Genomic DNA, 24,519 nt, shown 5'->3' on the forward strand with positions numbered 1-24,519 from the left:
GCTTTCGCGTCCGTGTCGGTGAGTTTCAGCTGGGCGAGGGCTTTTCCGGCGAGGGTCGGCGGAATGTTCCCTCTATGGGGCGTTCAGGGATCTCGCGGGGCCGCTCGAGTGTGCCGTCAGCGGCTTGCGCGAACCATGTGGCCCACCTCGTGATTGGTTCCCGGAGGTCTCCGTAGCGCCATGGGGTGGGCGGCCATGCGAGTTGGATGGCCTTGTTAGTTCCGGCGAATATTTCGCCGGCTTCCCAGGATGGGCGTTGGTCGAATGGCTCGGTGAGGCCGCGTTTGCGGCCCGGGGCTGCTGCGAATGCGACTTCGTACCACCCGAATTCGCCTTCATGTTGGAGGTCGCCGTACCAGATGCTGTGGGCGCGGCCGGTGTAGGTTCCTCCGATTCGCGGGATGGTGAGGGATGCGTGTGCGCCCGCGATGAGGGTGTAGGGCATGGGTGGTCCGTGGCGTTGGGCGCCGTAGGCTCCGCTGAAATCGAGTTTGGCCATGCGCAGTTCGACGTTCCATTGGCCGGCGCCGCGGCGGGTTGCGCCTGTTTCGAGGTCGCGGAATGTGCTGATCGTGTCGACGAACTCGTCGGAGATGCGGATCCATTCCTGTTTGGCGATCTCCAGGAGTTCGTTGAAGCGTTGAGATTCGCGTTCCTCGGCTTCTTGTAGTTGTTGCCATTCTTCGCGTTCGCGGGTGACGCCTTGTTGTATGTCGATCAGCTTTTGGATGGCGGGGATGCTGGATTCGTCTGGGGTGTTGAGCCGGTCGAGGTCGGCGAGGAACGTCGCTGCAGAGGGGCGAGGCTCTGGGCGTTTCGCCAGTGATCTTTCGATCAGGGAGTACATCAACGGGGGTGTTCCGGTGAGGTTGACGGGGCGGGTGCAGTGGGTCTCCCCCAGTTCGTCGTTGTGGTACTCGACGTCGTGGAATAGGCGGGTGCCGTGGAGCAGCTCATATGCGAGGTAGCCCAGGGCGTAGATGTCGGTCTTGGGGGTGGCTCGCTCGTAGCGCCATTGCTCAGGGGCTCCGTAGAGCCTGGTGAAGTGGCGTCGGTGAGTCAGGGATGCGGTCTGGGCGTCGTGGTAGCGGGCGACGCCGAAGTCTGCGATGATCCAGCGTCCTTCGTAGCGAAGGATGTTGGCGGGCTTGATATCTCGGTGCACGACCTTGTGTTCGTCCAGTTGGGCTAGGCCGGTGGCGATGTCGCGCAGTATCGGGACGGCCTGGTCGATGGGCATCCCGTCGGGGTGCTGTTCGATGACAGTCTTGAGGTTGCCTTCGGCGCGGGGCATCAGGATCACACGGTCCCCCCGGTGCTGGCCGGTGTCGAGGATCTGCATCAGGTGGGATCCCGTGACAGCGGTGAAGTCGAATTCTCGTTCGGAGGCGCGCATGCCGATCACGAACTTGGCCGCGGCGTGTTCACCGTTGGGTCCGGTCGCTTCATAGACGGCGCCGGCGCCACCCTCGTCGATCAGGTTGCCGATCGTCCACGTCTGCCCGCTGAGAGAGACCTGCGTGCCTTCCACAGCGTGGATCGTATGCCTGGCCGTGCCGCGGGGATGGCAACCGGGTGCTGCGTGGCCGTGGCTATTGGCCGCCGTATTCGGTATCGCTGTCGGCGTCGAACACTCGCCAACCGTCGTGGGGGCCCCGCGCGGTCAGGAGATCGAGCAGTTCGCCTGTTGGCCGGTTGATCCAGATCGACCGCACGAGGCCGGCGTGGACGCTGAAGGTGATCGACCCGACCCCGTGTGGGAGGCGCACGCCTGACGTCTCGTCCGTCCAGTGCGAGGCGATCCCCGCGGCGGTGATGAGTTCGTTGAGTTTGTCTCGGGTCTGCTCGGGTGTCCCGATGGCCGGGTATTCCCCGGCTGCCCAGCCTTGAATTTCGGTCAGGGACGCGTGGTGGCCGGGCGCAGTGCCGACGATGACGGCCGTGGATCCCATTACTCGGTGACGTACATGACTAGGAGGCCCGCGGGGCCCGCGGCTTGAGTCGGACGGAATGTGTGTCGGTGACGCGACCAGACTTAGTGCGGCACGGGCCCAACGCTGGCGCCCCGCACGCCTCACAGGCCCAGGGATACTGGGCTGACGCCGCTCTCGACTCCCGCATCGCTGCTCTTTCCTTCAACGGACCAGGTGTCCGACTCTGTTGAGGCCGCCGTCATGCACCGGTGATCCTGTTAGCGGACAAATCTTTTGGGTTGTGACGTCGGTCTGTCGGATGTAGCCATGCTCGGTGCACCAAAGCGCCGAGGTTCGTAGCTCGTTCGCACGAGCCTCGTCGGACAGCATGGCGAGGTACTGCTCGTAGGCAGGGAGGTCGAGCAGGCGCCGCGATCGGCAGCCGGTGCACGTTCCGTCGGCGCTCCAGGCCGATCCGCAACCATCGATATGGAGGTCGCCTGCGTACCGCCACATCGCGTTGAACCCGTTGCACGTTGGGTATGCGCCCCATGTCCCGGGAGACCAGCCGCCGCGGGCACCACTGATGTACTGCGCCAGTTCGCGGCGAGCAAGGTCGCGAGCTCGCTGCGCCACTGGGGTGCGGGTCGAGGAACTGCCGATCATGCGGTGCGGTGAGCGTGCGATCGCGAGCAGCACCTCGAAGTCAGCCGCGTCGATCTCGACCGCGACCAGACGGTGCGCATATGACCGCACAGGACTCACCTCCGCTCAGACCACCTGCGCTGGAAGGCGCGGCACGTGGGTTTCGTTGCTGTCGACGGCGACCCAGCCGCCGGGCGTGACTCCCGCTCCTACCGCGAGACATTCAATGCCGTCTGCGTCGCGGAGTCGATAGTCGACAGGCAGCCAGGCCAGCTGCTCATGGGTAGCGATTTCAGTCCATGTCCACCACCGTGTCGGGGTGCCTACGTTGACGGTTACAGCCATCCTGAGTTCTTCCTATCGGGGATCGTGAAACGAGTCTGTCAGTTCGAGGCCGTACCGGGCGGTGTCGTTGTGTATCGGCAGTTCTGAGCCGTTGGTGGTTTGTGCGCGGGGTGGGCCGAGGTCTGTGCCGTTGGCGGCGATGCCGATTGCGGCCTTTCGGACGGCGTTGGGGATGGTCAGGCCGTGCCTGAGAATGCGCCATCCGGTTGGCCACAGGCTGACGCTGAAGCGTTCTGATCGGCCGTTGCGGTGGGTGGCTTCCATTTCCACGGACGGAATGGTGCCGCCTTCGGCGGCCAGGACCGTGAGGGTCCATTGCGGGCTGACACGCTCTTGGTGCAGGAATTGCTGCGCCGGCTGCGTGTCGAGCGGGGCTGTCGGCGATCCCTCGGCGGCGTTATGTTCCCGTTCGAGGTCTTCGGTGATCGTCATGGCAAGTCTTCTTTCCGGTGGGTGCGCCCGCTGGCTCACTCATCTCAGCGTGTTGCGAATCATAACATCTACTTGTGGCGGATCCATGCCGTACTGACTGGACCGATGCGGCTTTCCTGCTCGTGATTTACCAACATTGGCGAGGTGAACCCTGGGAGCTTGCCCCGGTGGACCGCACCTGCGGGACCTTCGGGGGCGCAAAGGCGCGGAATCCACCCTTTGCCGCCAGCGGGCGGGTCCTGGGGCTAGCGCTGTTGATAGCGGGCGGCGCTGACGAGGGTGATGTTGCGTCGACCATGGCAGTTCATGCAGGGGCCTACGCGGCCGTGCTGGATTGCGTAGAGGCGGCCGTGGCACCTGGGGCACCTGACAGTGAGGGTGATGCGGCCGGGGCGGTTGGGGGTCGCACCTGCCCAGGCGTTGAAGGCGTCTTGCCAGGTGTCGAATTCGGCGCGGTTTGCCAGCGTCCATGACGCGAATTCGCGGCGTAGTTCGTAGTGGACGTCGTTGAATGGGCGGAGGTCTGGCAGCGCGGTGGCGAGCGCCTGGAACGGGATGGCGTGGATTGCGTTGGCGAGTGCGCGCTTGTTCATGGTGCCCCTTGGTGGGTTGTGGCCTCTCCCGTGTGGAGTGGCCGGTTGTTGGTTTCGACTGTATCGGTGTGGTGTGACATGTTTTGGCCGTGCGTGTTTCAGGGTCCATTCTGATCGTTATGTAGTTGCCGCTTCATGTAGTGCGCGCTACAGTCGTTGGCATGAGTGGTGTTCTCGCGGATTGGCAGATCGAGTTCATGAATCGCCCCCTCGCCGCCGCGCCGATGGATGGGCCGCAAGGGTTCACAGTCGGGGACAAGGTGAGGATTCGGGCCGGACGCAGGGTGTGGGTCGTGTCCGCGGTCGCGGAGGATCACGTCGTTTTGTGGCGGCAGGACGGTCCTGGAGCTAAGCCGCAGACCCGTACGTTCGGGTTGCCGGCTTCTCCTCCCCTGTCGGACCTGCGGCGCGTCGAGGGCTGATGACTGACCCTGAAGGCGGGGCGGCCGGGGCTGCGAAGGCGGTGAGCATCTTCGATGTCACCGAGGACATGCTGCCGCCGCGCCGGGCCCCGTATCAACCAGTCACCTCTGATGACCGACTTTTGTTGGACCTGTTGGAGTTGGAGGCGCAGCGTCCGCAGCAGACCGCTGAGGCTGGGCCTGGCAATCGTCGCGACTCCTACGGCATCGCCGACAGTGAGCATGGCAAACGGCGGCTGTGTACGCGGTGCGGGATCCAGTTCAGCATCTGCCCAGAGGCCGGGTTCGGTGTGTGTATCGACTGCGCCGAGGTCGAGCTCGACATGGCGGGGTGAGTACGTCCCGGGTCGCAGGTCGCCCGCTCCGGAATGAGCTCTGGGCGATTTACCATCGCACCCGCGCCTTCGGTGCAGATGGTTCCCGAATTGTGTAGCCCGTCACCTGCTTTGGATTTCAGTGTCGTTTTCCGGAGCGGTGGCGGTGTGGCGGTGCGCTTTCCAGGACAGTTCAGCTGAAGAGCTTGGAGATGAGTACGACGAGACCCAAGACGGCGAAGCCCACTGGGGTTGCCAGGACCGCGGCCAGGCCGAGGTTGACTGACCATGGCTGACGCTCTTTGAGTCCCTGCTGGCGGGCCACCATTCGAATCAGGTCGCGGCCCTCCCGCGAATTGAACCGATAGTTGACGACCGGTTCGATCCGGCCGCGGTCTGACAGCGCCCAGATCGTTTCCCGGGTGAACGCCCAGATCCGGCCGATCTGTATATCCCAGGAGAATGCGAATCGGGGTGTGCCGGCGGTCCAGTTCACCCGGACTTGGCGGTCGGTGATGGTGAAGTACGAAGGATGCTCTCGGACGCGCCACCGAAAACTGGACTGCAGGCCGGCGCGGTTGAAGACACCCCACCACTGTGCGTTGACGATGTCGAGCTCGACGGCGAAACCACGCCTGGCGTCGACCACCCGGTACGGCGTGCCTTCGGCCGCGGCCGCGACGGATTGGCGGAACTCGCTCACTGCGGCTCCCCTGGGGCCGATCCGGGTCGTTGCGGTCCCTGTGGTTGCCCCATTACGTCTATCCCCCCGAATGTGTTCAGATGCTGACCCTGCTGCGCTGCGCAGCGTTCCGAAGATAGCTTGTGTTGCTCTGTCGGCCTTTCTCAGTGTCCCTGCAGCCCGTTGTGGTCACACAGGGGCCGTGTCGCGGGCGGCTGGTGTCTGCAGTGGCATAGCGATGGTGCGATCGCCGAGCTTGGCGGTGATTGCGATGTCGCGGGCCCCTAGCGCTTCGAGGTAGGCGGCCAGGGTGGATAGCAGTAGATCGCCGCGGTTCTCGACGCCGGAGAGTGCTGACTGCTTGATGCCCATTCGCTGCGCCAGTTCGGCCTGAGTCAGGTTGGCGGCGTGGCGCACGGCGGCGAGGCCCATTTTGTAGGCGCGGTCGATCTGGTCCATTTCGCCGACGATGGTGTCGACGTCTGCGCGGACTTCTGGGTCGGCGAGCATCTTGGTTAGGCGGTCGTTGCCGCGGATGAACTTGTCGGTCATTTCTTCTCCTCGCGGTTGTGAAGGATCCAGGTTTCGATGGCGGCGTCGGCGCGGTGCCGACGCTGTCGTAGAAGACGTCTCCCATTCGGGCTTTGTCTGCGGCGAATAGGGCGATCACGATGCGATCGGTGGTGGGAAACCACACGATCAGTCGGTCTCGGTAGGGGTGTGAGACGCGCCAGACCTGGTGGCGGCGGGATTGGCGTACGCGCTTGAGGGATGGGGTGTCGTCGGTGGGTGGTTAGTCGAGGTTTTGCAGGATTGTCAGTTCTGCCAGCAATAGCCGCAGTCGTTGCTGGTCGGTCGGATCCGACGATTCCTCTAGGCGGGTGAGGTGGTCGTCGAAGTCCTTGGGCCAGTCGATCAGCACCACCCAATATTACTCCGCCGCAATATTGCGTGCAAGCAATATCCCCGGCGGTTGCGGCAGCGCCCAGTGGGCGTCAACACGAGCAATGTAGTTGACGCTGCATGTAGCATGCGCTACAGTTTAGGCATGTTGGACAGCAGCGTAGATGCCCCCACCCAGACGGAGATCGAAACCCACACGTGGGAGATCCCCGCCTACAAGGCCGAGGACTTCAAGGCCAAGATCGACCAGGCCAACCGCAAGCTGGCCCGCGCCGGCCTGGGCGCCCGGTTCGAGGTGTCCTACGAGGAATTCGAGGTCGAGAAGAACATCTCCAACCGCGACCTCCGGGTGGCCGGCGGCAGCGATGCGGTGTTCATCACCGAGCCGTGGGTGCGGGCCACCTTGACCGGGCCGCTGCGCCTGTCGCATGGACACTTCACGTTCGTGGCCAAGCTGGTGCCCGAGGAGGCCGGTGTCACCGTGCATTCGGCGCCAGGACAGGAGCTGGGTGGCTATGCGCCCAGCGGCACCACGGAGTGCGACCACTGCCACGTGGACCGAGATCGCCTGCGGTTGTATCTGATTCGCGATGAGCGTGACGGGTCGATCGCACAGCTGGGGCATTCGTGCATCGAGCTGTACACGGGCGTCTCCCCCAAGGGCCTGTGGGCGCTGACGTTCGATGAGGAGCTCGACGACCTGACCGTCGATGACGGCATGGGTGGAGGTTTCAGCTCGCGCGACCTGGGCGCGGCGATCGATCTAGTGCTGGCCTACTCGTTCGCCCACAGCGACCAGGGCCGCAACTACGTTTCGGCCGGCAGCTACAGCGGCGTGTCGACCTCGTCGCAGGTACGAACCAGCCTGTTCACCGACATCAACCGACTCAAGGAAGCTGAGCGGGCCTACTTCAAGGAAAAGGCTGCCGAGGCCGCGGTGCACCTGGCCGATGCTGCTCTGATCGCCGGCATCAAGGCGTCGGTCAGCGAGACGGCCGAGGACAGTGACTACGGCCGCAATCTGCGCGTCATCCTGGGCGGCCAGAGCGTGTCGGGCAAGAACATCGGGTACCTGGCCAGCCTGGTCAAGGTGTACGCCCGCCAGCAGCAGCTGGAGGCCGAACGCAAGGCCAACCCGGTCGCGAAGGGCTTCGTCGGCGAAATCAAGGAGCGGATCCGCAACATCGAGCTGACCCTGACCACTGTCCTGGAGCGCGACGGCGACTACGGGCCGCGGACCCTGTTCGTCGGGCGGACTGCCAGCGGGCATGTGGTGAAGTGGTGGGCCACGGGCAAGTTCGTCTACAACGTGGGCGACACGTTGCCGCTGGAGGCGGCCACCGTCAAGGAACACGACAACTACCAGGGTGTCGATCAGACGGTGATCACCCGCGCCAAGATCGACACCTTCGCCAAGCGGGCCGCACAGGCCCTGGCCGCGATCGAGGCAGCCGGCAGCGACACCGAGGTGGTCAAGCGCTACGACTACGCGGCAGGCCAGTGGGAAGAGCACGTCGAGGTCATCGCTGAGCGGTGGCTCACGAAGAAGGAAATGAAGCGGTTCGCCCAGTGGCGAGAGGACCGGGCGACCGCCGGATCCGAGGTGCCCGCCTGACCCGGGTCGCGGGGGCAACCCCTCGATGCCCCCGCGACCCGCACCACAGTTCGTCCAGACGTCGAGCGCACGATAACGCTATATTTCGCCGCATTGAGGAGGACACCGATGGAGCCAGCAGAACGCTTGGCCGAGATCGCCAAGCTCATCGAGCCGTACCTTAACCGGCACGGCAACAGCGAGGTCGGCGACCTCGCTCGCAGCATCCGCAAACTCACCGTGGAAACGTTTGTGAGCAGTGGGCACGAGCATGAGGACTGGCAGCTGCAAAAGAGTGCCAAGGGTGGCTGGTACTGCGCGGCCTGCGGCGAGCCGGTCGAACAGGGCCCCCGGCGCAACGGCGGTGTACGACCGGTGGTCTCAGATGAGATTGCGGCGCTTGAGGCGGAGGTTGAGCACGCTCGGGCTATTGCCGCTATCAGCATTGGCCAGCCTGACCGGGCTGAGAATGTCGCCTACCGCGAGCAGATGGAGTCGAAACTTCGTGCGGCTCGGGGGCGCGCAAATGGGGCGTGAGTAGGTCGTTTGCGCTGGGCGTTTGCAGCGTCACCGGCGGGCCTTATCGCGCTTTGCGGGGTTGGCCAAGTCGCGCCACAGTGTCACAATCGGTATATTCTGCGGTCACTACAGGGCTACTTTGGGGACTATTCCGGCCTATTATGTGGTTGTCAGAGTTGAGGAGGTGCACGAGCAATGGCTGATCTGCTGGTCAAGGCTGCCGAGGGCACCGCCCGGATGGACACCCACGAGGTCGTGGCGTACCTGTTGGAACGGCTTGGGCCGACCAATATCGCCTACATGGCGCTGTCGAAGAGCCGGGCCATGCCGGCCCGCTGGGCCTCAGCACCAGGCGATGCTGCCCATGCCAAGCCCTCGGAAGAGAAAGCGCGGCGGCTGAAGGCTGCGCACGCGGTGTTCCGCTCAATCGAGGACGCTGAGAACGATCAGGTGGCGCGCAATTGGCTGTTGTCGGCCAATCCCCGCCTCGCCGGGCTCACGCCGGCGCAGCTTGTCCGTGAGGATCGCATTCCGGAGGTCTTCCGGGCGGCTGAGGCGTTCGTCGCCGACTCCTACTACTCCTGAGCTGTCCTGGGCGCTCCCTATACTCAGCCGGATCGCTGTGCACAGGGGGGCTGATTTTGGTGACGTCTACGGACGCTGCGGTGTGTACGTCGTCAGGGATGAACATCGTCGCCAGTGCCGGCCAGAGCATCTACCGGGTGGCGCGGTCGCAGTACGGTCCGCTCAATCCTCCAGTCCGGGCCGCCGGGGACCCTGAAGTCAAGGCGTGGTCGCGGTGGGATACACCGGGGCGCACGATCTACGGCGGCTCGACGGCGATCGGTGCGTTTGTCGAAGTACTGGGGTACATCACTCCTGATCCGCCGGCGATACCGATGACTGAGTTGTTCGACGATGTCGGCCCCGACGATGCGGCGACGTTCGCCGAGCAGGTCGCCCGGGAGTTGCCTGCGTACGGGGCGATGCCGTACCGGTCGATTTCGCAGGGGTGGCGGCAGGTGCGGTCCCTGTATGAGTTGCGGCTTCCTCTCGGTGGGTGGTTTGTGGATATCACTGGTGCAGAGTCGATTGGGGTTCTGTCCAGGCAGCTCGGGGCGCTTTTGGGGCGGTGCTCGATCGACCAGTTGACGATGAGTGAACTCACCAGCTCGGCCGAACAGTTCAAACCGTTGACCACGGGGATCGCCACGTGGGTGCGGGAATCGGTTCATCTGCAGGGCGGTGAGCGGCCTCACGGGATCGTGTATCCCTCGAAGTGGGGTAGCACACTGGATAACTGGGCAATGTGGTTGCGGCGAACCGATGATGCGACGGGCCCGGATCCGGTGGCTCTGGTCAGTACCTCTGGTGTTGGCCGGCACACGAAGGACCTCGTCGACGCCGCCGCGCTTCGTGGCATGCGGATCTTCTGACTCATGAGTCCGCGCCGGTGGCGGGTTCTGCTGTGGACGGGTCTGGTGTCGTGGTTGGCGGCGTTCTGGTGGTATTGGTCGCGAACGTCGCTGTGGTTCATGGACATCGTCGTCGGTCCACTGATGGCCGTCCTGTATCTGTTCGGCGTCGTGGCCGTTGCAGTCGTCCTGATCAGACGTCGTCAGTGGGTGGCGGTCGCGGTCGCGGTCCCGGTACTGGTCGTGGTGACTGTGTTCGTGAATTCGGCGTGGGTGTTCGCTCCCCGCGCGTGGTTTGCGCTGCATCGGCCTCTGTTTGAGATGGCGCTCGGGACTGATCCCGGACACGATTACTACGGTCGCGAATTGCCCTGGCACTTACGGTTTCTCAGCGTGCATGGCAGGGTATCCGATCAATCCGGCAGTCGATTCTTTCCGCAGTGGATCGGCATTCCCGACGATGCGGGCGGCTATCTCTACAACCCTGGCCGGTCCCCCGCCGGCGCCGATCTCTACGGGATGGTGTGCCGGAACCCGATGGATCTTGGCGACGGTTGGTGGACGTGCGGCTTGCGCACGAATGGCCTTTAGCCACCGTGGAGCGCTGTCATCTGCCCGTCACATCGCGCAAGCATTACCATCCTGTGCAGTCCCACGTAGGGCGCACACTGCAGGCGAGGAGTGCCGATGACGCAGCGCGAAGCGCCGTCAGCAGACCTGCCTGCTCGTGTGCCAGTCGCATGGACCCGCACGGCGTTGGAACAGTTCGGATTTGAGGGGTTCGTGCCGTTCTCAGCATTGTCGGCCGCCACGGTTCCCAACGTAGCCGGTGTGTATTGCGTGCTGCGGGTTGCCGATGGCCCGCCGACCTTTCTGGAGACCAGCCCCGCGGGCCGTGTCAAGGGCAGGGATCAGACGGTCTCGGTGGCAGAGCTGGAGCGGTTGTGGGTGCCTGGGGCGGCTGTTGTGTATATCGGGAAGGCGCAACTCGGAAGCAGTCAGGACCGTGGCCTGTTGACCAGGTTGGTGGAGTTCCGCAAGTTTGGCGCTGGCCAGCTCGTGCCGCACACTGGTGGCCGGCGGATCTGGCAGCTGGCCGATAGTTCGGATCTGCTCGTGGGATGGATGGCCACCGACGACAGCAGGGCGGTTGCGACCGAGGAACTTCTGTTGAAGGCCTTCACGAGCGCCCACGGGCGCCTACCGTTCGCCAATATGCGTTGATCTGGCAGTTTCAGCGTTTCCCGTCGAGGGCTATCGAGTAGCTCTGGCCGTAGTCGACGACGTACTGCGTCAGCCCACGGTCAATGAGGAACTGTTGGAGCTGCTGGTACTGCGTGCTCGATGGGCTCAGGCTGGCGACGTCGACAGGTGCGCCGTCTGGAGTCTGCAGTGTCGGCGGGAGTTGTCCGGCTTCGTGGGCGGCTTGAAGGAGCGTCTGTTGCGCCTGTAGGGCTGAGCTTGCCCGGAGGTTGTCGGGGTCTGGGACGGTGAGCCCTTGGTAGTCGGGCTTGCCGATCCAGTCTTTGATCTTGTTCTCGACGAAGTCGCGTGGGTCAAAGCCGGTGATGCTTTTGACTTCGCCGGCGCCGGGGATCTTGTCGACGAACTCGTTGGAGGCCCATCCGGCGATTTCGGCGCCCGCGGTTTTGGCGCGGTACAGCGCGTCCTTGGGGTTGGTGACTTCGTCTCCGAGGACTTGGTTTTGGTGGTTGATGGCGTCGGTGATGGCGCTGTCGATGCGGCCTGATAGGCCGCCGGCGGCGGTGTTGGCGACTTGGTCGGACAGGTTGCCTTGGTGGCCGCTCATCGCGGTCGCGAGCTCGTCGATGCGGGCTGTCTCGGCGGCTGTTGTCAGGGTTAGTCGGCCGTCCTCGGAATAGGATCCGAGTTCCAGCAGTCGGTGGGCGTCGTCGGCGCTGATGAGGGCGTGGCCGCTGGCGTCGATCTTGGTCTCTGGGAAGCCGAATTGTTGGCCCGGTGCGGCCAGTGCGTCGGTGTTGGCTGCCAGCATTTGGCTCATTTCGGTTGCGATCGCGGGGTTGTGGGCGAAGGCGTCTCGCTGGCTGTTCCATGTCGGGTCGGTGTCGCTGGGTGCCAGCATGTTGGGGACCTCGGTGAATGCGATTCTGGCTCGGTCGCCGATGGGGTCGCCGATGGGGCGTTGTGTGTCCTCGGTGATCCAGTCGAGCAAGGTCGCTGCGCCTCTTCCGCCGCTGCCGCTTTTGGTCCAGTCGTGTCCGATGAGTGTCCGTATGGTCTGTTCGCGGTCGTATCCCTGTGGCAGGTCAGGGCCGTTGCCGGACCAGATCTGGTAGGACGCTTCGTTGTTGCGGCCCGCGGTGTCGAGCAGTGAACTTGCGGCCCGCTCGTAGACGTCGGGTGGGGTGTCGGTGCTCATCCAGCCGCCTAGTGAGTAGCTGACCATGTCCGCTGACTTGAGATACATTTCGGTGCCCAGGCGTGATCCTGGTTGGTAGCCCGGGTTGGCCTCGCCTGCCAGTTCGCTGAATTGCACGGTGTCGGCGACATGTTGGTTTTTTGCTACGAAGGGGCCGAGGTTCTCCATGTCTGGGTAGGTGGCGTCTGAGCGTCGCACTTCCAGCATTTGGCGCAGGTCGGGAGGCAGGCGGTCATAGCCTCCCCGTGATGCGACTGTGCCGTCGGGGTTGAGTTCGACGACGTTTTCGTTGCTGACCAGCATCAGGGCGTTGGCGAGCCGGTCGCGCTGGTTTGCGGCGTCCTTGTTTCCGGCGGCTTCTCGTGCTTCCAGGCGCCGGTCCAGCAGCAGCAGGCCGTCTTTGCCGGCGGTTGCGTAGAAGTCGCGGTAGTAGTCGAGGGTTTCCTTCGGCAGGTCGGTGACTTCGCGTCCTTGTGCGAGGGCGTCCATTTGCTCGGGGGTCAGTGAGATTTGTGGCAGATGTGCCGCGGTCTGATCGAGGATTTGTGGGTCGCGGTAGGCCGGGGGTACGGCGAGTTGGTCTGCCAGTGTCCGGCCGTCGTCTTCGCCTGTGGCCGTGGGCCCGGGGATGTCGATCATTTGGATGTCTGGGCCGTGGTGTCGATCGACGATCACGTCGTCGGGGCAGGGTTCAGGGTCCGCGGGTTCGCCGTCTGCGGTGAGGGCTGCGGCCAAGGTGTTGTCGATGCGGTCGGCCTCGGCGAGTAGTTCCATGACAGCCGCTTGGGTGGTCATGGCGGCCATCATCATCAGGGGTGAGGCTGGCTGCTGAGTGGGTGTGACCTGGTTGGTCGCGTTGTCGATGTTCAGGCCGAGAAGGGTGGCTTGTTTGCGGAGTTCAGCGACGCGTGTGTGCAGGCGGTCGATGTCGCCGGCGGCGGTTTCGGTGGCGTTCTGGAGGGTTTTGGCGTTGCGGGCCTGCTCGTCGAGGGTCTGGGCGGTGGTTGCGGCGGCGGTCTGGGTGGTGTCTTTTGCTGAGCTGTTCCAGGTGTTCCATGCGGGCAGGTGGCGGAGTGTTTGCGCGGCGTTGTGTGCTGCCTCGGCGCGTTGGGTGGCGGCCAGGCCGACTGTTCGGATCGCTGCGGCGTTCCAGGATTCGATCTGGGCCAACGATGTGATCGACATCGGTCGGGCGCCCTAGATGGTGGTTGTTGGGCCGGGTGCGGGCGGTTGGCCGGCCTGTGTGACTCCGGCAGCGTTGGCTTCCTCCGTTGAGAGGTAGGTGTTGGCGGCCGTGGTGAGATCCGCTTGATGTTTGGCCAGCAGCGTCTGGGCTGTCTGGGTCTCGGTCTTCCAGCGTGTGGCGAGGCGGTCTAGGCGGGCTGCTGAGGTTCCGATCCAGCCGGTCTGGGCGCTGGTCAGCAGGTTTGTGCTGGCGGTGTCGGTGGCCTGGATGTGCTCGGCGCTTTCGCTGATTTGGGTTGCCGAGCGTTGGAGGTCCTCGACGTTAACTCGCAACGGTTTCGTCACCGCACACCACCTCTTTGCCCCAGGAGCCGGCCGAGTCCGGGACCGGCCAAGGCGACATACATGGGAGATCACACCATGTGACAGCCGGTGAAGGGAACTTTTGGAATAGCTGCGCCGCGGCGCCCCGGTGCCTGGCGTCGTGTTTTTTCTCATAGGTGATGGCGATTCGCTGCGGCGATAACGGCCCGGTGTTGGTCAGAATGAAGTTCTCCAGCGTTTTCGTCGCGTGCCGACACCGCTTGCCACACATGCATATACGGGCTGAGGAACGGGGATTCAGTGCATGGCTGAGATCGACGAGGAGTACGCCGAGATCATCGCTGAAGTCGGGCCGCGGCGCCGAGACCTGATCGTCGCAGCGGCTGAGCAGGTAGCCGCCGATGTCCAAGCGGACGCCACGTTGCTCGGGACTGCTGCCATCACCCGGCAGAATCGGCGCCAGCTGCGGATCCTGGGCGACATGCCGGCGCAGACCTTTCGGCAGAGCCAGTTCTGGCGCCATCAGTTCGCCGCGGCCGCGCAGCGCCTCGGGGAGGACGCCCGGCGGTGGGGTGCGCCCATCCCCCGCTGCAGCGGCGAGGAGATGGCACTTCACTTCATTCTGCGGCGAGCCGCGGTGGACGATACCGATCTGCCAGCCGAGCGGGCTTGCGACTGGCCCGATGAACAGAATCCGCACGGTTGGGGCGATCTCTACGAGTACCTATTTCAGGATCATGACGTTCTGCTGTTGTTCGACATGCCTTCCGATGCGGCAGAGTCGGTGATCGACACGGTGAATTTGCATCCCGATCGGTGGTTTTCGGAATTCGGGTTGCCGTTCACCGTTCCGGAACGGACCACTTGAGTACGTGCGCGCGGGCCGTAGTCGCGGTGAGTTGTTCCTGGCCTTAGCAAGAACCGGGTGGGGCTCCGGGTGATCTCCTCGCCAATTCATCCGTGCGAACGGTCAGATATTGACCACGCCCTAAGTTAGGGCGTAGGGTGCTTGTAGAAGGCAGGCGTTAGGCCACACCCGACCGGAAGGACTAGAACTATGAACACCTCTGGAACCACCCTCACCGCCCAGGCTCCCGATTACGCGCTCGACGGCTCGCGGGGGTACCTCCTGGCCGTCTCGCGTGGGTGGCGCGCCAGCGGCTGGATCTACGTCGGAGATGACGGCAGGACGGTGCGCGCCGCGATCGACGGCGCCGGGTGGCGGCAGGTGGGTACGGTCTCCACGCCTTCGGAGTTGACCCCTGACTGGGTTGCCGAGCATGCCGAGGCGATCCTGCGTCCCTTCTGACACCCCGCGGCCGGGGTGGGACAAGTCCCGCCCCGGCTTCCACTTCACCCCGAAGGACGCCAGACCATGACGCCTGCTGATTTCAAGACGATTCGCGAATCGCTAGGGCTGTCCGCCCAGTGGCTCGCTGACGCTGTTCACGTCGACCAACGCACAGTCCGCCGATGGGAAGATGGCGTGATTCCCTTGCGGGCCGATGTTGTTGAGTTGTTGATCGAGCTCGATGCGCGGATGGAAGCTGACGTCGCTCGCGAGCTTGACCGTGTGCTCTCATCCCTGGGCGCCGATGGCGGTGCCGAGTCGGCGCGTCGCGTCGAATCCTCGGCGCCGCAGGACTGGCCGCAGGTCGAGGTTCCGCGTGTCGATGCCGATATCAGGGATCAGCCGACAGGCGAGCATCTGTTGCCGGCGGCGTTCTACCGGGCTGCGGCGGGCCGGCTGCGGTGGGCGCTGGGTGGGCGGCTTCGCATCGTCTATGCGTGCGCATAGACGGAGTTTGGTGGATTGCGGTGTGCGAATCGTCAGACCAGACACCCCTGACAACCGGCGGCCAGGACTGCCGCGACTGGTCGGTGCGGCCGAAGCTGAATACACCCGCCCTGGTCGATTGCCGACTCGACGATCTGATTGACGGTTTCGACGCCATCGCGCAGTTGCGCATTCCTTATGCGCGGCTGCCGAAGCGCGTCGCCACTGCCTATGCCGCCGAGTTCGACTCGTGGTCGCAGATGCGCAGTCAGACCTTGGGGACGTTGATGGCGCGGCCGAAAACCGGTGACGGCACGGTTCGGGCGCTGCTGACCGCGGCGCGTGAGGCTGTGGCTGATGTGGCGGCCGCGTCGATCCGGGTCGGTGCGCATTCGGCGGTGCAGCGTCTGGTCGCCCAGTTGAGTGAGCGTGACGTGATCATCCTCGAAGCGCGGATGTGGGCGATGCATCCGGTCACTCAGCCGGTAGTGGCCGAGCGTCTAGGTGTCCATAAGGCCGGCATTCAGCGCAACGAGCCGCGGGCCCGCGCTCGCTTCGCTGAGCTGTTGGCTTCTCCGGGGCATCAGGAGGTCAGCGAGCATGCGGCGGATCTTCGTCGGCGCCTGGGCCCGTTTGTCCCTTGGGAACAGGTCGTTGAGGGATTGCTACGTGTGGGTGTGCGGCCCGACAGTCGGGAAGCCGAGATTCTGTTGCACTTGGCCGGCCCCTACCTCGAGTGTGACGGCTGGTGTGAGAACACATCGCTGTCGGGTCGGCATCGCGTAGAAGCAGCTGTTTCCCAAGCTTTCGACTGCGACGGCGCAGTCGCGAAGTCCACCCTGGTGGCCGCGCTCCGTGAGGTCGGGTTGACCTCTCATCGAGCGTCGGCCTATCTGAGCGCGTTGGTGAGGGTGCGCAGGTTTGGGGATGTCTGGGTGCGGTGGGGCCCGTCCACAGCCGACAAGGCTGAGGCGGTATTGCACGTGCGCGGGGAGCCGGCCACCCCCGAGGTGATCACGGAGGCGACTGGCGGCGAAGTCCTGCTCGGCAGGCTCCAGGAGGCCTTGTCAGCGGACGCGCGGTTCATGCGGACGTCGAGACGGCAGTGGGGGCTTCGGCTATGGGGCCGCGACGAGTACGGCGGAATCTCCGGCGAGATGGCGGCCAGAATTGATGCAGCCGGCGGCTGGATGCGGATCGCTGATCTCATAGGCGATCTCTTGGCTGCCTTTCCCGATGTGGCCGAAGGCTCGATCCGAACCACAATGCAGACTCTGGCTTTCATCACCAAAGACGGCATGATTCGGCGCCGGACGGTCTCGGATCCGCTGCCGCCAGTGCCTGCGCTCAACGCTGCTCGTGGTGTTTTCCGGCTTGGGAGTGAGATCCGGTACGCGATGCCTGTCACGCCCGATGTATTGCGTGGATCGGGTTCCCAAGTCCACCAAGCACTGTCGATGGCGTTGGGCGCTTCTCCCGGCGGCGAGCGCTCATTCACCAGTGCTGCCGGTGACATCACCGTGGCGTGGCGGCTTTCGAAAACCAATGGGCCCTACATCGGGTCGATGCGCTACTTCGCGCGGACCCTCGGTGTGTCCCTCGGCGACACGTTGGTACTGGCATTCGACATCGATCGGGGCAGCCTTGAGGTATCCCCACTGGCCGCGGATGTGGTTGGAGTTGAGCGGCTACGCCGCCTTCTTGGCCGGCGCATACGTAACCCTTTGGCCGCACTTGCAACCAGCCTGGGTTGCCGGCGTGACGATGTCGTGCGGGTGTTGTGTGAGCGCGAAGACGACGAGCTAGCCGAGTTCATTGCTGCCGAGCTCACCGCGTGAGCCCGCGCGGGGGCGCCCTCGGCAGGATTCGAACCTGCAACCTCCGGTCCCGGAAACCGGTGCTCTATCCGTTGAGCTACGAAGGCCAGGAGCTGACCGGGCCGAGTGGCTCGGCCCGGTCAGCTCGTCGTGGACAGTTCCCGCCAGATGTGGCGCTGACGCACAGGGCTGCGCGACGGCGCCCGTGGCGTCCATAGCAATCGCATCCCGGCTTCCTCGGGGGTTAGGTCCGCCTTGAGCTGGTTGCACGTCAGACACGCCGCTACGAGGTTTGCGAACGTGTTTGGGCCCGAACGCGATCTGGGCACGACGTGATCCACAGTGGTCGCGAAGTCACCACAGTAGCCGCAGGCGAAATTGTCTCGACGCAGGATCGCAGCCATTGAGGTGCCGGCGTGATCGTCGGGTTCCCGGTAGGGCACGAACACGTAGTGCGTCAGCACGATGACTGCCGGCAGCGGAATCGTCACCTGGGCAGAGCGGATCACCGCACCGGATTCGTGCGCGCGGTGCACCGTGGCCTTGTCCTTGACGAGTAGGACGATTGCGTTCTCCCACGACACCAGGTCGAGGGCCTCGTAGGTGGCGTTCAGTACCAGCACAGCTGGGTAGTCGGCCATCGATTCTGGCCCTCCTTTCGGGATTGTGGTGTCGGGTGTTGATGATGAGAGCGGGCAGCTGGAATCGAACCAGCGTGTGCGGCTTTGCAGACCGCTGCCTTGCCATTCGGCCATACCCGCGGGTGTTTGGTGCTGGATTTCGTTGAGCGCCCCCGGCAGGACTCGAACCTGCGGCCCGGCGATTAGAAATCGCCTGCTCTTGTCCAGCTGAGCTACGGAGGCCTTCACCTTGGCGGTCAGGGCCGCCGTTGGGCACTGCTGGTGGAGAGGGTGGGATTTGAACCCACGGACGCTACGGTTGTGCGTCTCCGCGTTAGCACCGCGGCCCGTTCAGCCAGGCTCCGGCACCTCTCCCAATGCCCCAGCCCCGGCGGTTGGGGGTCGAACTGTGGTGCCACCGAGAGGATTCGAACCTCCAACCCACTGATCCGTAATCAGTAGCTCTATCCATTGAGCTACGGCGGCCGATGCCCATGCCTGCCTAGGCGACTGCGCGCTTGGGCGAGCGTGAACTGGTGGAGGGAGCGGGAATCGAACCCGCCGCACCGATCGTGCGAAGATCGGTCGCCGGTCCTTGGTACATGTCCCCCCTCGCAATGTGGTTGTTTCCTGCGACTCTGACGGGACTTGAACCCGCGACCTCCGCCGTGACAGGGCGGCGCGCTGACCATCTGCGCCACAGAGCCTCAAAGTGGTGCTGCGTTATTCGTTGCTCCGGCGGGGATCGAACCCGCGACATCGAGATTATGAGTCTCGCGCTCTACCGTGCTGAGCTACGGAGCGATAGTGCTGGTGGTGCGTTGCGGAGGGCAGGAGGGTCGAACTCCTAAGGGCTTTCGCCTCGACTGCTTTCAAGGCAGTTTCCGTCGCCATCTTTCGGATTGGCCCTCCATAAGGTGAATTGTTGGTGCCCTGGGGAGGATTCGAACCTCCACTGACCGGTATCTGAGGCCGGTTCCTCTTCCAGTTGGGATACCAAGGCGTACTGCGTAGTGGCTGCCCTCCCTGGATTCGAACCAGGAACCTCCCGGTCCAGAGCCGGGCGCAACTGCCAGTTGTGCTAGAGAGCAAGGTAGGTGGAGATGACGTTGGTGCCCCCACGAGGAGTTGAACCTCGGACATCCGCTTTGTAAGAGCGGCGCTCTTCCGCTGAGCTATGGGGGCGTAGCGCAGTGGCCTGTGGCCGGACCCGTGGGGTTCGAACCCACAACCCCCGCCTCTTCACGGCGGTGCTCTGCCAGTTGGAGCTAGAGTCCGAATGTTGGTCGGGGCACCCGGATTTGAACCGGAGACCTTTCGCTCCCAAAGCGAACGCGCTACCAAGCTGCGCTATACCCCGCTGGTCGCGCCTGGCTGCCCACCCTGGATTCGAACCAGGAACCTCCCGGTCCAAAGCCGGGCGCAACTGCCAATTGTGCTAGTGGGCAATGGTGTTTGGTGGTGCTCCGGGGAGGTTTTGAACCTCCGGCCTGGACCTTATCAGGATCCCGCTCTAACCCCTGAGCTACCGGAGCTGGTGTGTGGTTGTGGTGGCGTGAGGAGGCCTTGAACCTCCGAAGCTGTTGCCAGCGCCTGCTTTACAGGCAGGTCCCGTTGCCGCTTGGGTATCGCGCCTTGAGTGTTGCGTGGAGCCTACAGCGGGAATCGAACCCACGCGTACTGTTTGGAAGACAGTCGTCCTACCACTGAACGATGCAGGCATTGGTGTTTCTGGTGGTGCCCCGCCGAGGACTCGAACCTCGAACCCGATGATTAAAAGTCAACTGCAGCTGCCAATTGTGCTAGCGAGGCGCGGTGGTGATGCTGGTCGTACGCTCCCCTGTCAGGGCTCGAACCTGAAACGATCCGATTAACAGTCGGACATTCTGCCAGTTGAATTACAGGGGAAAGGTGCTGCGGTTGAGCCTCTTTCCGGGTTCGAACCGGAGACCTGCTGCTTACGAGGCAGCTGCTCTGTGCCAGCTGAGCTAAAGAGGCGGTGGTGGATCGGGTGTTCAACAGTGACACCGGCGGGAATCGAACCCGCGTTGTACCTGGAGTGAAAATCCAGTCGCCCCTTGGCCAACAGAGCAACGGTGCCGATGCGCAGCCACAGGGGGCTGCGCGGTGAAAGGTGGTGCGCCGTGGAAGGTTCGAACTTCCGGCCCGCTGATTAAGAGTCAGCTGCTCTACCAACTGAGCTAACGGCGCGTAGGGATGAAATGGTGCGGGAAGTGGTGGCGTGGACGACAGGAATTGAACCTGCAACCTGCGGGTTTGGAGGCCGCCGCTCTGCCAGTTGAGCTACGTCCACAGTGGTGACGGCGGCGCCCATTGGGGGTGGGCATCGACGTCGGCTGCTGGTGCGCCATGCAGGATTTGAACCTGCACGCCTGTATAGGCACCCGAGCTTGAATCGGGCGCGTCTTCCTAGTTCCGCCAATGGCGCGAGCAGCAAACATGTAGTTGTCAAGTTTCAGGCCCGCCAGGCGGGTATCTGGATGAAAGTAAAGCAGCGTTTCGCATGGCGGTCAACGGTTTAAAATGGCCCCTGAACAGCATTTACTTCTTATTTGCGGTACGTCTGAATCTAGGCGCGTTGAGAAACGGGCCTAGCAGCGATGATGCTTTGAGCAAAGTTTTTGAAAAATGTTCCTGGGCCGCCCTTCCGACCTGGCCACTCGCCGAAGATGGCGGAAACGTGCTGCAGTGGTCGGAAGCAGGGCTGGTCCTTCTCGGTGCGACGATTGCACGACAAATAGACCGACCCGAGGACACTCGGCTCGGCCACTTCGTGGCGCATCGTCAGCAGGAACATGACTTCATGATAAACCCGGCGTCTACCGTTTTACCGTTTTACTGCACTGCTTTTGATGGGCGTGATGCCTCGTCGTGTCGCTATTGCTGTAGCGGTGGCGGGAATTCGTGTGTAGTTCAGGTGATCGGGTAGCGAAGGGTGACGATGGCGAGTGCGCCCATTAGTGCCGTGAGGCCGCAGCAGATCATCATCGCGGCGAACGCGAACCATGCCCGGATTGGCCGTATCGGTTGAGATTGCAGTGCCCGTAGGGCTGTCCAGAATGTTGCGTGGATGCCCATCACCGTTAGCGCGAAGATCGCAGCCCACATCGGTGCGATGTTGTGTGGATCTTCGGCGATGATCGATCGATACACAAGGATCGCGCCGGCGATGGCCAGCTCCGCAGTGATGAGGCCGGTCAGCCAGAAGGTCACTCGGTGTGACCGTGGGGCCCGTCGCTCAGGTCGGGTTGTGCTCACTGTTCGACCGTCAATGCTGCCGGGTACCAGTGTCCGCCCGTTCCTGGTGTCGACAGAACGCCGATTGTCATTGGCACCGGTGGCGATTTCGGGCATTGCTCATGCACCAGGAGGTCGTAGCGGTAGGCGTGGCGGATCTGTTCGGCGCCGATCTGTACGTCGTTGTGCACGCCGTCATCGCGCACAGAGTCGAGTGTGTAGTGACATTCGGTGCGGGGCATCGCGGCCATGACGTTGCGGCCGACACGGTCCTGGCCTCCGACGGTGGCGCGGGCGTTGGGGAGGTGGACCTGAGCGGGGTCGTGGGAGTTCAGTTGAGCGAGTAGTTGTTGCGCTTGCGCCTGCTGGCGTTGCGGCGGGTTGGTGCGCAGTCCCATATCGCGGCGGTACTGGAGTTCGTCGGCGACCGTTGTGTTGACGCCGAGGCCGATGAGGCCCAGGATGACCGCGCCGGCCACGACCATGACGACGGAGTGTCGACGGCGGCGTTTGGTATCTGAGCCGTGCTCGGTGGGTGCAGCGGCGGCGTGCGTTGTCGTGCGGTCGCCGCCTTGTCTCTGGTCGAGTTCCACGTGCCCTCCGGGTGTTGCATGTATACCGCTCCTCAGTAGTGTGCACGAGGTTTCTGGGGTGCTCGGTCGCCAATACATGACGGCAAGGGCTGCGGCGCGCTCGGAGGCCTTTACGATGTTTGCCGGGGCAAGGCGTGACTTGGCGGTCCGCAATGGGGGGTGGGCGATCGTGCGATGGGGACAGTTCGCTGCAGTGCTTGTTGTGGCGGTGTTGGGTGCCGTGCTGTCGCCGCCGGCGGCGGCCTATGCCAGTCCGGCACTGTCTGCCGGGATGAAAATCGTCATCGGGAACCACAGTTGTTCTCTGGGCTTCTTCGGAGGCAACGCTAATGGTGACCGCCTGGCAGTGACGTCGGGTCATTGCGCCGACGGTGTCGATCAACGGGTGTACGCCGGCAACGGAACTGAGATCGGCATTGTGGTTTCGCACATGCCCGAAAGTGATGCGCGAAAGTCTGTGCGGCCGCGTGGGTACACGCTCATCCAGGTCTATGACCGGTTCAAGTTGAACTTGTCTTTCGCGGGTATCGCTGACGCCCACACCGGAGACAGAGTGTGGAAACGGGGTGCTCGGTCAGGTGCGACTTCCGGCACGATCACCGATACCTACTACACCGGCGGTGACAGGCCCTCTGTCGAGACGCTCATCGGCAACATCGTGATTCTGCCTGGCGACTCAGGTGGCCCGTGGTACACGGACGGGCCGACGTTGGTGGGGATCTCGGCCAGTGGTCACTACGACAGCGGGGCCGGTGACGATGCGGGAAGCCAGGCGCAGCCGGTGTGGTCCCTGATCCATCTGATTCGCCAGAACTCCCCGAGGTGGGGACCGGACTTTCAGGTGTGGACTACTAGCTGAGAGCTGTTCTGCCTACTGGTGATTCAGTGAGGTTGGAGTGGCAGTGTGCAGTGCCCAGGCGAACATCTTCTCCTCCTGGCCGCGAGTGAACGGGGACCGCCGAGCCGTTGCGACCGGTCCCGTGCGGCCTCGCACAAGTAGCGACGCTGGGGCGTCCGGTGGCGCCCAGGCGAGGAACACGTCCTTGCAGTCGCACTCCCACATCGATTGTTCGGCGGGTCGCCGTTTGGTGGTCGCAACCACGAGTCCGGCGCCGAGGCTGCCCAGATAGGCGACTGCGGCGGCGGCACGCTGGGCCGGGCCGGTCGCCGCGAAGCCGACGATAGCCAAGGCGGGCTCTGGGGGCATTGGTCCGAGGTCTGGGGTCCAGCTCTCCCACAGTGCCAATGTGGACAGGTCGAGCTCGGGCCTCTGCCGGGTGACGACTCGCTGCCGCCAGACTTCGACGTTGGGGACGATCACGGGATAGACGCGAAGGTCTGCAATGTTGAGGCGGGGCAGGACGATGCCGGGCCAGCCGGCCGCGGTAGCCGCGGCCGCCACACGGTCGGGGACCGGGTCGAAGCGGGCGTTAGGCGCGACGTCGGGGATCAGGGTGTTCGCGCGGCGGTGCGGCTTGGGTTGCTGCCGTCGGGGCTTGGCGGTGGGCGGCGGCGCGGTCGCGCTGCGAAGGTCGAATAGCCCTTCAGGTTCCGGTGCAGTCACGGGTGTGGTCCCTTCTCGCTGTAGAGCGGTGTGCCGGGTGGTGTTGCTGTGCAAATGGTCCTGCGCAAACCGCTGGGTCTCGTCATGGTGTGGCGGAGCCGCGGATGAGCTTGAGTTTGGGGCGCGGTGGGTTCGCAGGTTTGCCCTGCGGCAGGGGTTCCTGGGTGGGGTCCGCCCAGGCGTAGAGCTTTGGCCAGTTCGCGTCGAAGTGGCGGGCGAGGATTCCGCCCTTGTTGGCTGGCGGTGAGGGGCGCCCGTGGGCGACCCAGCTGTCGTAGCGCTCTTGTTGCCGGATGCGGACCGCGTTGGTGTAGTGGTCGCGGCAGTAGCCGATCCGCGTGCCCGCTCCAGACGCCGGGTCGCGGTCGATCCATTGGCCGCCGTTGGCGTTTCTCCCGCATGGCTGACCGGCGTTGGGACCCCGGACTTTCGGGGCGCCGCAGCGCACACGCTCATAGGGCACTTCGTAGCGGGGGATGTCCTTGGTGATCACGTCGATCACTTGCCACTGCGCCATCTCTACGCCGAGCACTCTGTGGCCTACGGCGGTGGCGTCCATCATTTCTCCGACGACTTCCGCCCAGTGTCGGGCCTTGTCGGTGCGCTTCCTCGTTCTGTACTCGGGGCCGGTGAGGTAGGCCAGCAGACAGAACGCAAAGAGTTTGGCGGACTGTGTGAGGTCTGGGTCCGACGCAATCGTGAGCAGAGTGTTGCGGGCGTGCAGAGCTCCTGGCAGGTCTTGGCCGTTCACGTCGGCTCCGCGGCCTGGTCGTTCAGGTCACGGACCAGGTCGTTGGTGGCAGCATCGAAGGCGATCGACGGGTCTGTCCCCAGGGCACTTTCGCGGCGCCACAGCCGTCCGTTGCGCCGAATCTTGACCTCGACTTCCCACTGCGCCTGGCGGTGCGGCCTGCTTGCACTGGAGGCGCCAGCCTCACCGATGGTCACTGTTCTTCCTCGCGCTTGCGGCGGATGCGCCAGGGCAGGCTGCGCCACTTGACGGCATACCGGATCAGTCCGAACAGTGACAAGGGCGCTATAGCGATGTGGAGCGGGATCGGTTGGAGGTATGCGTCCCACTTCGGTCCAGCGATGATTCGTGAGGCGTCGTCGCGGCCTTCCATGAATCCGATTGCGGCACCGATGATTATCCAGATCGCGGCGAGGATGAGTAGCGGCGCGGGGATGCTGATCGTCACGCAT

At 64.0% G+C, this 24,519-nt stretch carries 31 protein-coding genes and 24 tRNA genes; 13 read left to right on the plus strand and 42 right to left on the minus strand.

Annotation, left to right across the window (positions count from 1 at the left end; all coding sequences use genetic code 11):
* Positions 1-25 precede the first annotated feature (25 nt).
* From ACNQVK_RS01540 to ACNQVK_RS01560, 5 genes are all read right to left on the minus strand, one after another.
* The gene (locus tag ACNQVK_RS01540) at positions 26-1,531 is read right to left on the minus strand and encodes a serine/threonine-protein kinase (RefSeq protein ID WP_418028340.1); all 1,506 of its coding nucleotides are present in this window, start codon (positions 1,529-1,531) and stop codon (positions 26-28) included.
* A gap of 61 nt (positions 1,532-1,592) precedes the next feature.
* Positions 1,593-1,952 (minus strand): hypothetical protein, encoded by a 360-nt coding sequence (locus tag ACNQVK_RS01545; RefSeq protein ID WP_418028341.1) that lies wholly within the window; start codon positions 1,950-1,952, stop codon positions 1,593-1,595.
* Positions 1,953-2,135: 183 nt separating this feature from the next.
* Positions 2,136-2,669, minus strand: coding sequence for a hypothetical protein (locus ACNQVK_RS01550; protein ID WP_418028342.1), 534 nt, complete (start codon positions 2,667-2,669; stop codon positions 2,136-2,138).
* A 246-nt stretch (positions 2,670-2,915) separates the two neighbouring features.
* A complete protein-coding gene (locus ACNQVK_RS01555) occupies positions 2,916-3,335 on the minus strand; it encodes a hypothetical protein (RefSeq protein ID WP_418028343.1) in 420 nt (139 codons plus the stop codon).
* Positions 3,336-3,580: 245 nt separating this feature from the next.
* Entirely contained in the window at positions 3,581-3,928 is a 348-nt protein-coding gene (locus ACNQVK_RS01560; RefSeq protein WP_418028344.1) for a hypothetical protein, read from the minus strand.
* A gap of 161 nt (positions 3,929-4,089) precedes the next feature.
* Between ACNQVK_RS01560 and ACNQVK_RS01565 the strand changes: the two genes are divergently transcribed.
* The gene (locus tag ACNQVK_RS01565; RefSeq protein ID WP_418028345.1) at positions 4,090-4,350 is read left to right on the plus strand and encodes a hypothetical protein; all 261 of its coding nucleotides are present in this window, start codon (positions 4,090-4,092) and stop codon (positions 4,348-4,350) included.
* Positions 4,350-4,685 (plus strand): hypothetical protein, encoded by a 336-nt coding sequence (locus tag ACNQVK_RS01570; RefSeq protein WP_418028346.1) that lies wholly within the window; start codon positions 4,350-4,352, stop codon positions 4,683-4,685. Before ACNQVK_RS01565 ends, ACNQVK_RS01570 begins: the two co-directional genes overlap by 1 nt.
* Positions 4,686-4,857: 172 nt before the next feature.
* On the opposite strand, the gene ACNQVK_RS01575 is transcribed toward ACNQVK_RS01570, so the two are convergent.
* The 3 genes from ACNQVK_RS01575 to ACNQVK_RS01585 form a co-directional block, all read right to left on the minus strand.
* Positions 4,858-5,367 (minus strand): hypothetical protein, encoded by a 510-nt coding sequence (locus ACNQVK_RS01575; RefSeq protein ID WP_418028347.1) that lies wholly within the window; start codon positions 5,365-5,367, stop codon positions 4,858-4,860.
* Between the two features lie 168 nt (positions 5,368-5,535).
* Positions 5,536-5,898, minus strand: coding sequence for a helix-turn-helix domain-containing protein (locus ACNQVK_RS01580; RefSeq protein ID WP_418028348.1), 363 nt, complete (start codon positions 5,896-5,898; stop codon positions 5,536-5,538).
* A gap of 241 nt (positions 5,899-6,139) precedes the next feature.
* Positions 6,140-6,268: a hypothetical protein gene (locus ACNQVK_RS01585; RefSeq protein WP_418028349.1), complete on the minus strand. Its 129-nt coding sequence runs from the start codon at positions 6,266-6,268 to the stop codon at positions 6,140-6,142.
* Positions 6,269-6,394: 126 nt separating this feature from the next.
* On the opposite strand from ACNQVK_RS01585, the gene ACNQVK_RS01590 reads away from it, so the two are divergent.
* The 6 genes from ACNQVK_RS01590 to ACNQVK_RS01615 all read left to right on the plus strand — a co-directional run bounded on the left by ACNQVK_RS01590 (position 6,395) and on the right by ACNQVK_RS01615 (position 11,001).
* Positions 6,395-7,864 carry a hypothetical protein gene (locus ACNQVK_RS01590; protein ID WP_418028350.1) on the plus strand — a complete coding sequence of 490 codons (1,470 nt, stop codon included), beginning with the start codon at positions 6,395-6,397 and terminating at the stop codon, positions 7,862-7,864.
* A 108-nt stretch (positions 7,865-7,972) separates the two neighbouring features.
* Entirely contained in the window at positions 7,973-8,380 is a 408-nt protein-coding gene (locus tag ACNQVK_RS01595) for a hypothetical protein (RefSeq protein ID WP_418028351.1), read from the plus strand.
* 177 nt (positions 8,381-8,557) lie between these two features.
* A complete protein-coding gene (locus tag ACNQVK_RS01600; RefSeq protein WP_418028352.1) occupies positions 8,558-8,947 on the plus strand; it encodes a hypothetical protein in 390 nt (129 codons plus the stop codon).
* 59 nt (positions 8,948-9,006) lie between these two features.
* Positions 9,007-9,798 carry an RES domain-containing protein gene (locus ACNQVK_RS01605; protein ID WP_418028353.1) on the plus strand — a complete coding sequence of 264 codons (792 nt, stop codon included), beginning with the start codon at positions 9,007-9,009 and terminating at the stop codon, positions 9,796-9,798.
* A 54-nt stretch (positions 9,799-9,852) separates the two neighbouring features.
* Positions 9,853-10,368 carry a hypothetical protein gene (locus ACNQVK_RS01610; protein WP_418028354.1) on the plus strand — a complete coding sequence of 172 codons (516 nt, stop codon included), beginning with the start codon at positions 9,853-9,855 and terminating at the stop codon, positions 10,366-10,368.
* Positions 10,369-10,464: 96 nt separating this feature from the next.
* Positions 10,465-11,001: a hypothetical protein gene (locus ACNQVK_RS01615; RefSeq protein WP_418028355.1), complete on the plus strand. Its 537-nt coding sequence runs from the start codon at positions 10,465-10,467 to the stop codon at positions 10,999-11,001.
* Between the two features lie 10 nt (positions 11,002-11,011).
* On the opposite strand, the gene ACNQVK_RS01620 is transcribed toward ACNQVK_RS01615, so the two are convergent.
* Complete coding sequence (locus tag ACNQVK_RS01620; protein ID WP_418028356.1) at positions 11,012-13,363, minus strand: hypothetical protein; 2,352 nt, start codon at positions 13,361-13,363, stop codon at positions 11,012-11,014.
* Positions 13,364-13,375: 12 nt separating this feature from the next.
* Positions 13,376-13,708, minus strand: a complete 333-nt coding sequence (locus tag ACNQVK_RS01625) for a WXG100 family type VII secretion target (protein ID WP_418028357.1) — start codon at positions 13,706-13,708, stop codon at positions 13,376-13,378.
* Positions 13,709-13,991: 283 nt separating this feature from the next.
* Here ACNQVK_RS01625 and ACNQVK_RS01630 point away from each other — a divergent pair, with 283 nt between their 5' ends.
* The 4 genes from ACNQVK_RS01630 to ACNQVK_RS01645 all read left to right on the plus strand — a co-directional run bounded on the left by ACNQVK_RS01630 (position 13,992) and on the right by ACNQVK_RS01645 (position 17,302).
* A complete protein-coding gene (locus tag ACNQVK_RS01630; RefSeq protein WP_418028358.1) occupies positions 13,992-14,555 on the plus strand; it encodes a hypothetical protein in 564 nt (187 codons plus the stop codon).
* 189 nt (positions 14,556-14,744) lie between these two features.
* Complete coding sequence (locus ACNQVK_RS01635) at positions 14,745-14,996, plus strand: hypothetical protein (RefSeq protein WP_418028359.1); 252 nt, start codon at positions 14,745-14,747, stop codon at positions 14,994-14,996.
* 66 nt (positions 14,997-15,062) lie between these two features.
* Positions 15,063-15,485, plus strand: a complete 423-nt coding sequence (locus tag ACNQVK_RS01640) for a helix-turn-helix domain-containing protein (RefSeq protein WP_418028360.1) — start codon at positions 15,063-15,065, stop codon at positions 15,483-15,485.
* Positions 15,486-15,505: 20 nt separating this feature from the next.
* Positions 15,506-17,302 carry a hypothetical protein gene (locus ACNQVK_RS01645; RefSeq protein ID WP_418028361.1) on the plus strand — a complete coding sequence of 599 codons (1,797 nt, stop codon included), beginning with the start codon at positions 15,506-15,508 and terminating at the stop codon, positions 17,300-17,302.
* 13 nt (positions 17,303-17,315) lie between these two features.
* On the opposite strand, the gene ACNQVK_RS01650 is transcribed toward ACNQVK_RS01645, so the two are convergent.
* The 28 genes from ACNQVK_RS01650 to ACNQVK_RS01785 all read right to left on the minus strand — a co-directional run bounded on the left by ACNQVK_RS01650 (position 17,316) and on the right by ACNQVK_RS01785 (position 21,752).
* Positions 17,316-17,388 (minus strand) — tRNA-Arg (locus ACNQVK_RS01650).
* Positions 17,389-17,421: 33 nt separating this feature from the next.
* Complete coding sequence (locus ACNQVK_RS01655; RefSeq protein WP_418028362.1) at positions 17,422-17,922, minus strand: HNH endonuclease; 501 nt, start codon at positions 17,920-17,922, stop codon at positions 17,422-17,424.
* A gap of 49 nt (positions 17,923-17,971) precedes the next feature.
* Positions 17,972-18,042, minus strand: a tRNA-Cys gene (locus ACNQVK_RS01660).
* 27 nt (positions 18,043-18,069) lie between these two features.
* Positions 18,070-18,144: transfer RNA gene (locus ACNQVK_RS01665), tRNA-Arg, on the minus strand.
* A gap of 37 nt (positions 18,145-18,181) precedes the next feature.
* A tRNA-Ser gene (locus ACNQVK_RS01670) sits at positions 18,182-18,276 on the minus strand.
* Positions 18,277-18,311: 35 nt separating this feature from the next.
* Positions 18,312-18,387, minus strand: a tRNA-Arg gene (locus tag ACNQVK_RS01675).
* Between the two features lie 147 nt (positions 18,388-18,534).
* Positions 18,535-18,608 (minus strand) — tRNA-Asp (locus tag ACNQVK_RS01680).
* A gap of 23 nt (positions 18,609-18,631) precedes the next feature.
* Positions 18,632-18,705, minus strand: a tRNA-Met gene (locus ACNQVK_RS01685).
* 20 nt (positions 18,706-18,725) lie between these two features.
* Positions 18,726-18,813: transfer RNA gene (locus tag ACNQVK_RS01690), tRNA-Ser, on the minus strand.
* Positions 18,814-18,827: 14 nt separating this feature from the next.
* Positions 18,828-18,904, minus strand: a tRNA-Leu gene (locus tag ACNQVK_RS01695).
* A gap of 11 nt (positions 18,905-18,915) precedes the next feature.
* A tRNA-Gln gene (locus ACNQVK_RS01700) sits at positions 18,916-18,992 on the minus strand.
* Between the two features lie 19 nt (positions 18,993-19,011).
* A tRNA-Val gene (locus tag ACNQVK_RS01705) sits at positions 19,012-19,086 on the minus strand.
* Positions 19,087-19,102: 16 nt separating this feature from the next.
* A tRNA-Phe gene (locus ACNQVK_RS01710) sits at positions 19,103-19,179 on the minus strand.
* Positions 19,180-19,184: 5 nt separating this feature from the next.
* Positions 19,185-19,261 (minus strand) — tRNA-Pro (locus ACNQVK_RS01715).
* Positions 19,262-19,272: 11 nt separating this feature from the next.
* Positions 19,273-19,349 (minus strand) — tRNA-Gln (locus ACNQVK_RS01720).
* A gap of 11 nt (positions 19,350-19,360) precedes the next feature.
* Positions 19,361-19,436, minus strand: a tRNA-Ile gene (locus ACNQVK_RS01725).
* 13 nt (positions 19,437-19,449) lie between these two features.
* Positions 19,450-19,536: transfer RNA gene (locus ACNQVK_RS01730), tRNA-Tyr, on the minus strand.
* A 12-nt stretch (positions 19,537-19,548) separates the two neighbouring features.
* Positions 19,549-19,622: transfer RNA gene (locus ACNQVK_RS01735), tRNA-Gly, on the minus strand.
* Between the two features lie 14 nt (positions 19,623-19,636).
* A tRNA-Lys gene (locus ACNQVK_RS01740) sits at positions 19,637-19,713 on the minus strand.
* A 23-nt stretch (positions 19,714-19,736) separates the two neighbouring features.
* Positions 19,737-19,809, minus strand: a tRNA-Asn gene (locus ACNQVK_RS01745).
* A 15-nt stretch (positions 19,810-19,824) separates the two neighbouring features.
* Positions 19,825-19,899 (minus strand) — tRNA-Thr (locus ACNQVK_RS01750).
* Between the two features lie 24 nt (positions 19,900-19,923).
* Positions 19,924-20,002: transfer RNA gene (locus ACNQVK_RS01755), tRNA-Glu, on the minus strand.
* 34 nt (positions 20,003-20,036) lie between these two features.
* Positions 20,037-20,112: transfer RNA gene (locus tag ACNQVK_RS01760), tRNA-Lys, on the minus strand.
* A gap of 27 nt (positions 20,113-20,139) precedes the next feature.
* Positions 20,140-20,215: transfer RNA gene (locus tag ACNQVK_RS01765), tRNA-Trp, on the minus strand.
* Between the two features lie 47 nt (positions 20,216-20,262).
* Positions 20,263-20,350 (minus strand) — tRNA-Leu (locus tag ACNQVK_RS01770).
* 141 nt (positions 20,351-20,491) lie between these two features.
* Positions 20,492-20,719: a hypothetical protein gene (locus tag ACNQVK_RS01775; protein WP_418028363.1), complete on the minus strand. Its 228-nt coding sequence runs from the start codon at positions 20,717-20,719 to the stop codon at positions 20,492-20,494.
* A 116-nt stretch (positions 20,720-20,835) separates the two neighbouring features.
* Positions 20,836-21,135, minus strand: a complete 300-nt coding sequence (locus tag ACNQVK_RS01780) for a hypothetical protein (protein ID WP_418028364.1) — start codon at positions 21,133-21,135, stop codon at positions 20,836-20,838.
* 41 nt (positions 21,136-21,176) lie between these two features.
* The gene (locus tag ACNQVK_RS01785; RefSeq protein ID WP_418028365.1) at positions 21,177-21,752 is read right to left on the minus strand and encodes a hypothetical protein; all 576 of its coding nucleotides are present in this window, start codon (positions 21,750-21,752) and stop codon (positions 21,177-21,179) included.
* A gap of 193 nt (positions 21,753-21,945) precedes the next feature.
* Between ACNQVK_RS01785 and ACNQVK_RS01790 the strand changes: the two genes are divergently transcribed.
* Positions 21,946-22,611 (plus strand): hypothetical protein, encoded by a 666-nt coding sequence (locus ACNQVK_RS01790; RefSeq protein WP_418028366.1) that lies wholly within the window; start codon positions 21,946-21,948, stop codon positions 22,609-22,611.
* A 12-nt stretch (positions 22,612-22,623) separates the two neighbouring features.
* On the opposite strand, the gene ACNQVK_RS01795 is transcribed toward ACNQVK_RS01790, so the two are convergent.
* From ACNQVK_RS01795 to ACNQVK_RS01810, 4 genes are all read right to left on the minus strand, one after another.
* The gene (locus ACNQVK_RS01795) at positions 22,624-23,316 is read right to left on the minus strand and encodes a hypothetical protein (RefSeq protein ID WP_418028367.1); all 693 of its coding nucleotides are present in this window, start codon (positions 23,314-23,316) and stop codon (positions 22,624-22,626) included.
* Between the two features lie 82 nt (positions 23,317-23,398).
* Complete coding sequence (locus tag ACNQVK_RS01800) at positions 23,399-24,067, minus strand: hypothetical protein (RefSeq protein WP_418028368.1); 669 nt, start codon at positions 24,065-24,067, stop codon at positions 23,399-23,401.
* Positions 24,064-24,264, minus strand: coding sequence for a hypothetical protein (locus ACNQVK_RS01805; protein ID WP_418028369.1), 201 nt, complete (start codon positions 24,262-24,264; stop codon positions 24,064-24,066). The genes ACNQVK_RS01800 and ACNQVK_RS01805 overlap by 4 nt, the downstream gene beginning before the upstream one ends.
* Entirely contained in the window at positions 24,261-24,515 is a 255-nt protein-coding gene (locus ACNQVK_RS01810) for a hypothetical protein (RefSeq protein ID WP_418028370.1), read from the minus strand. Before ACNQVK_RS01810 ends, ACNQVK_RS01805 begins: the two co-directional genes overlap by 4 nt.
* Positions 24,516-24,519 lie beyond the last annotated feature (4 nt).

This window comes from Mycobacterium sp. 134, from assembly GCF_048282715.1.
Lineage (GTDB): Bacteria > Actinomycetota > Actinomycetes > Mycobacteriales > Mycobacteriaceae > Mycobacterium > Mycobacterium septicum.

What these genes read in the sequence shown, in the direction of transcription:
- ACNQVK_RS01640 (WP_418028360.1), top strand. Translation starts at nt 15,063, where the DNA reads ATGACGCCTGCTGATTTCAAGACGATTCGCGAATCGCTAGGGCTGTCC.
- ACNQVK_RS01620 (WP_418028356.1), bottom strand. Translation starts at nt 13,363, where the DNA reads ATGTCGATCACATCGTTGGCCCAGATCGAATCCTGGAACGCCGCAGCG.
- ACNQVK_RS01570 (WP_418028346.1), top strand. Translation starts at nt 4,350, where the DNA reads ATGACTGACCCTGAAGGCGGGGCGGCCGGGGCTGCGAAGGCGGTGAGC.
- ACNQVK_RS01635 (WP_418028359.1), top strand. Translation starts at nt 14,745, where the DNA reads ATGAACACCTCTGGAACCACCCTCACCGCCCAGGCTCCCGATTACGCG.
- ACNQVK_RS01615 (WP_418028355.1), top strand. Translation starts at nt 10,465, where the DNA reads ATGACGCAGCGCGAAGCGCCGTCAGCAGACCTGCCTGCTCGTGTGCCA.
- ACNQVK_RS01545 (WP_418028341.1), bottom strand. Translation starts at nt 1,952, where the DNA reads ATGGGATCCACGGCCGTCATCGTCGGCACTGCGCCCGGCCACCACGCG.
- ACNQVK_RS01555 (WP_418028343.1), bottom strand. Translation starts at nt 3,335, where the DNA reads ATGACGATCACCGAAGACCTCGAACGGGAACATAACGCCGCCGAGGGA.
- ACNQVK_RS01560 (WP_418028344.1), bottom strand. Translation starts at nt 3,928, where the DNA reads ATGAACAAGCGCGCACTCGCCAACGCAATCCACGCCATCCCGTTCCAG.
- ACNQVK_RS01595 (WP_418028351.1), top strand. Translation starts at nt 7,973, where the DNA reads ATGGAGCCAGCAGAACGCTTGGCCGAGATCGCCAAGCTCATCGAGCCG.
- ACNQVK_RS01630 (WP_418028358.1), top strand. Translation starts at nt 13,992, where the DNA reads ATGGCTGAGATCGACGAGGAGTACGCCGAGATCATCGCTGAAGTCGGG.
- ACNQVK_RS01590 (WP_418028350.1), top strand. Translation starts at nt 6,395, where the DNA reads ATGTTGGACAGCAGCGTAGATGCCCCCACCCAGACGGAGATCGAAACC.
- ACNQVK_RS01775 (WP_418028363.1), bottom strand. Translation starts at nt 20,719, where the DNA reads ATGTTCCTGCTGACGATGCGCCACGAAGTGGCCGAGCCGAGTGTCCTC.
- ACNQVK_RS01565 (WP_418028345.1), top strand. Translation starts at nt 4,090, where the DNA reads ATGAGTGGTGTTCTCGCGGATTGGCAGATCGAGTTCATGAATCGCCCC.
- ACNQVK_RS01600 (WP_418028352.1), top strand. Translation starts at nt 8,558, where the DNA reads ATGGCTGATCTGCTGGTCAAGGCTGCCGAGGGCACCGCCCGGATGGAC.
- ACNQVK_RS01655 (WP_418028362.1), bottom strand. Translation starts at nt 17,922, where the DNA reads ATGGCCGACTACCCAGCTGTGCTGGTACTGAACGCCACCTACGAGGCC.
- ACNQVK_RS01580 (WP_418028348.1), bottom strand. Translation starts at nt 5,898, where the DNA reads ATGACCGACAAGTTCATCCGCGGCAACGACCGCCTAACCAAGATGCTC.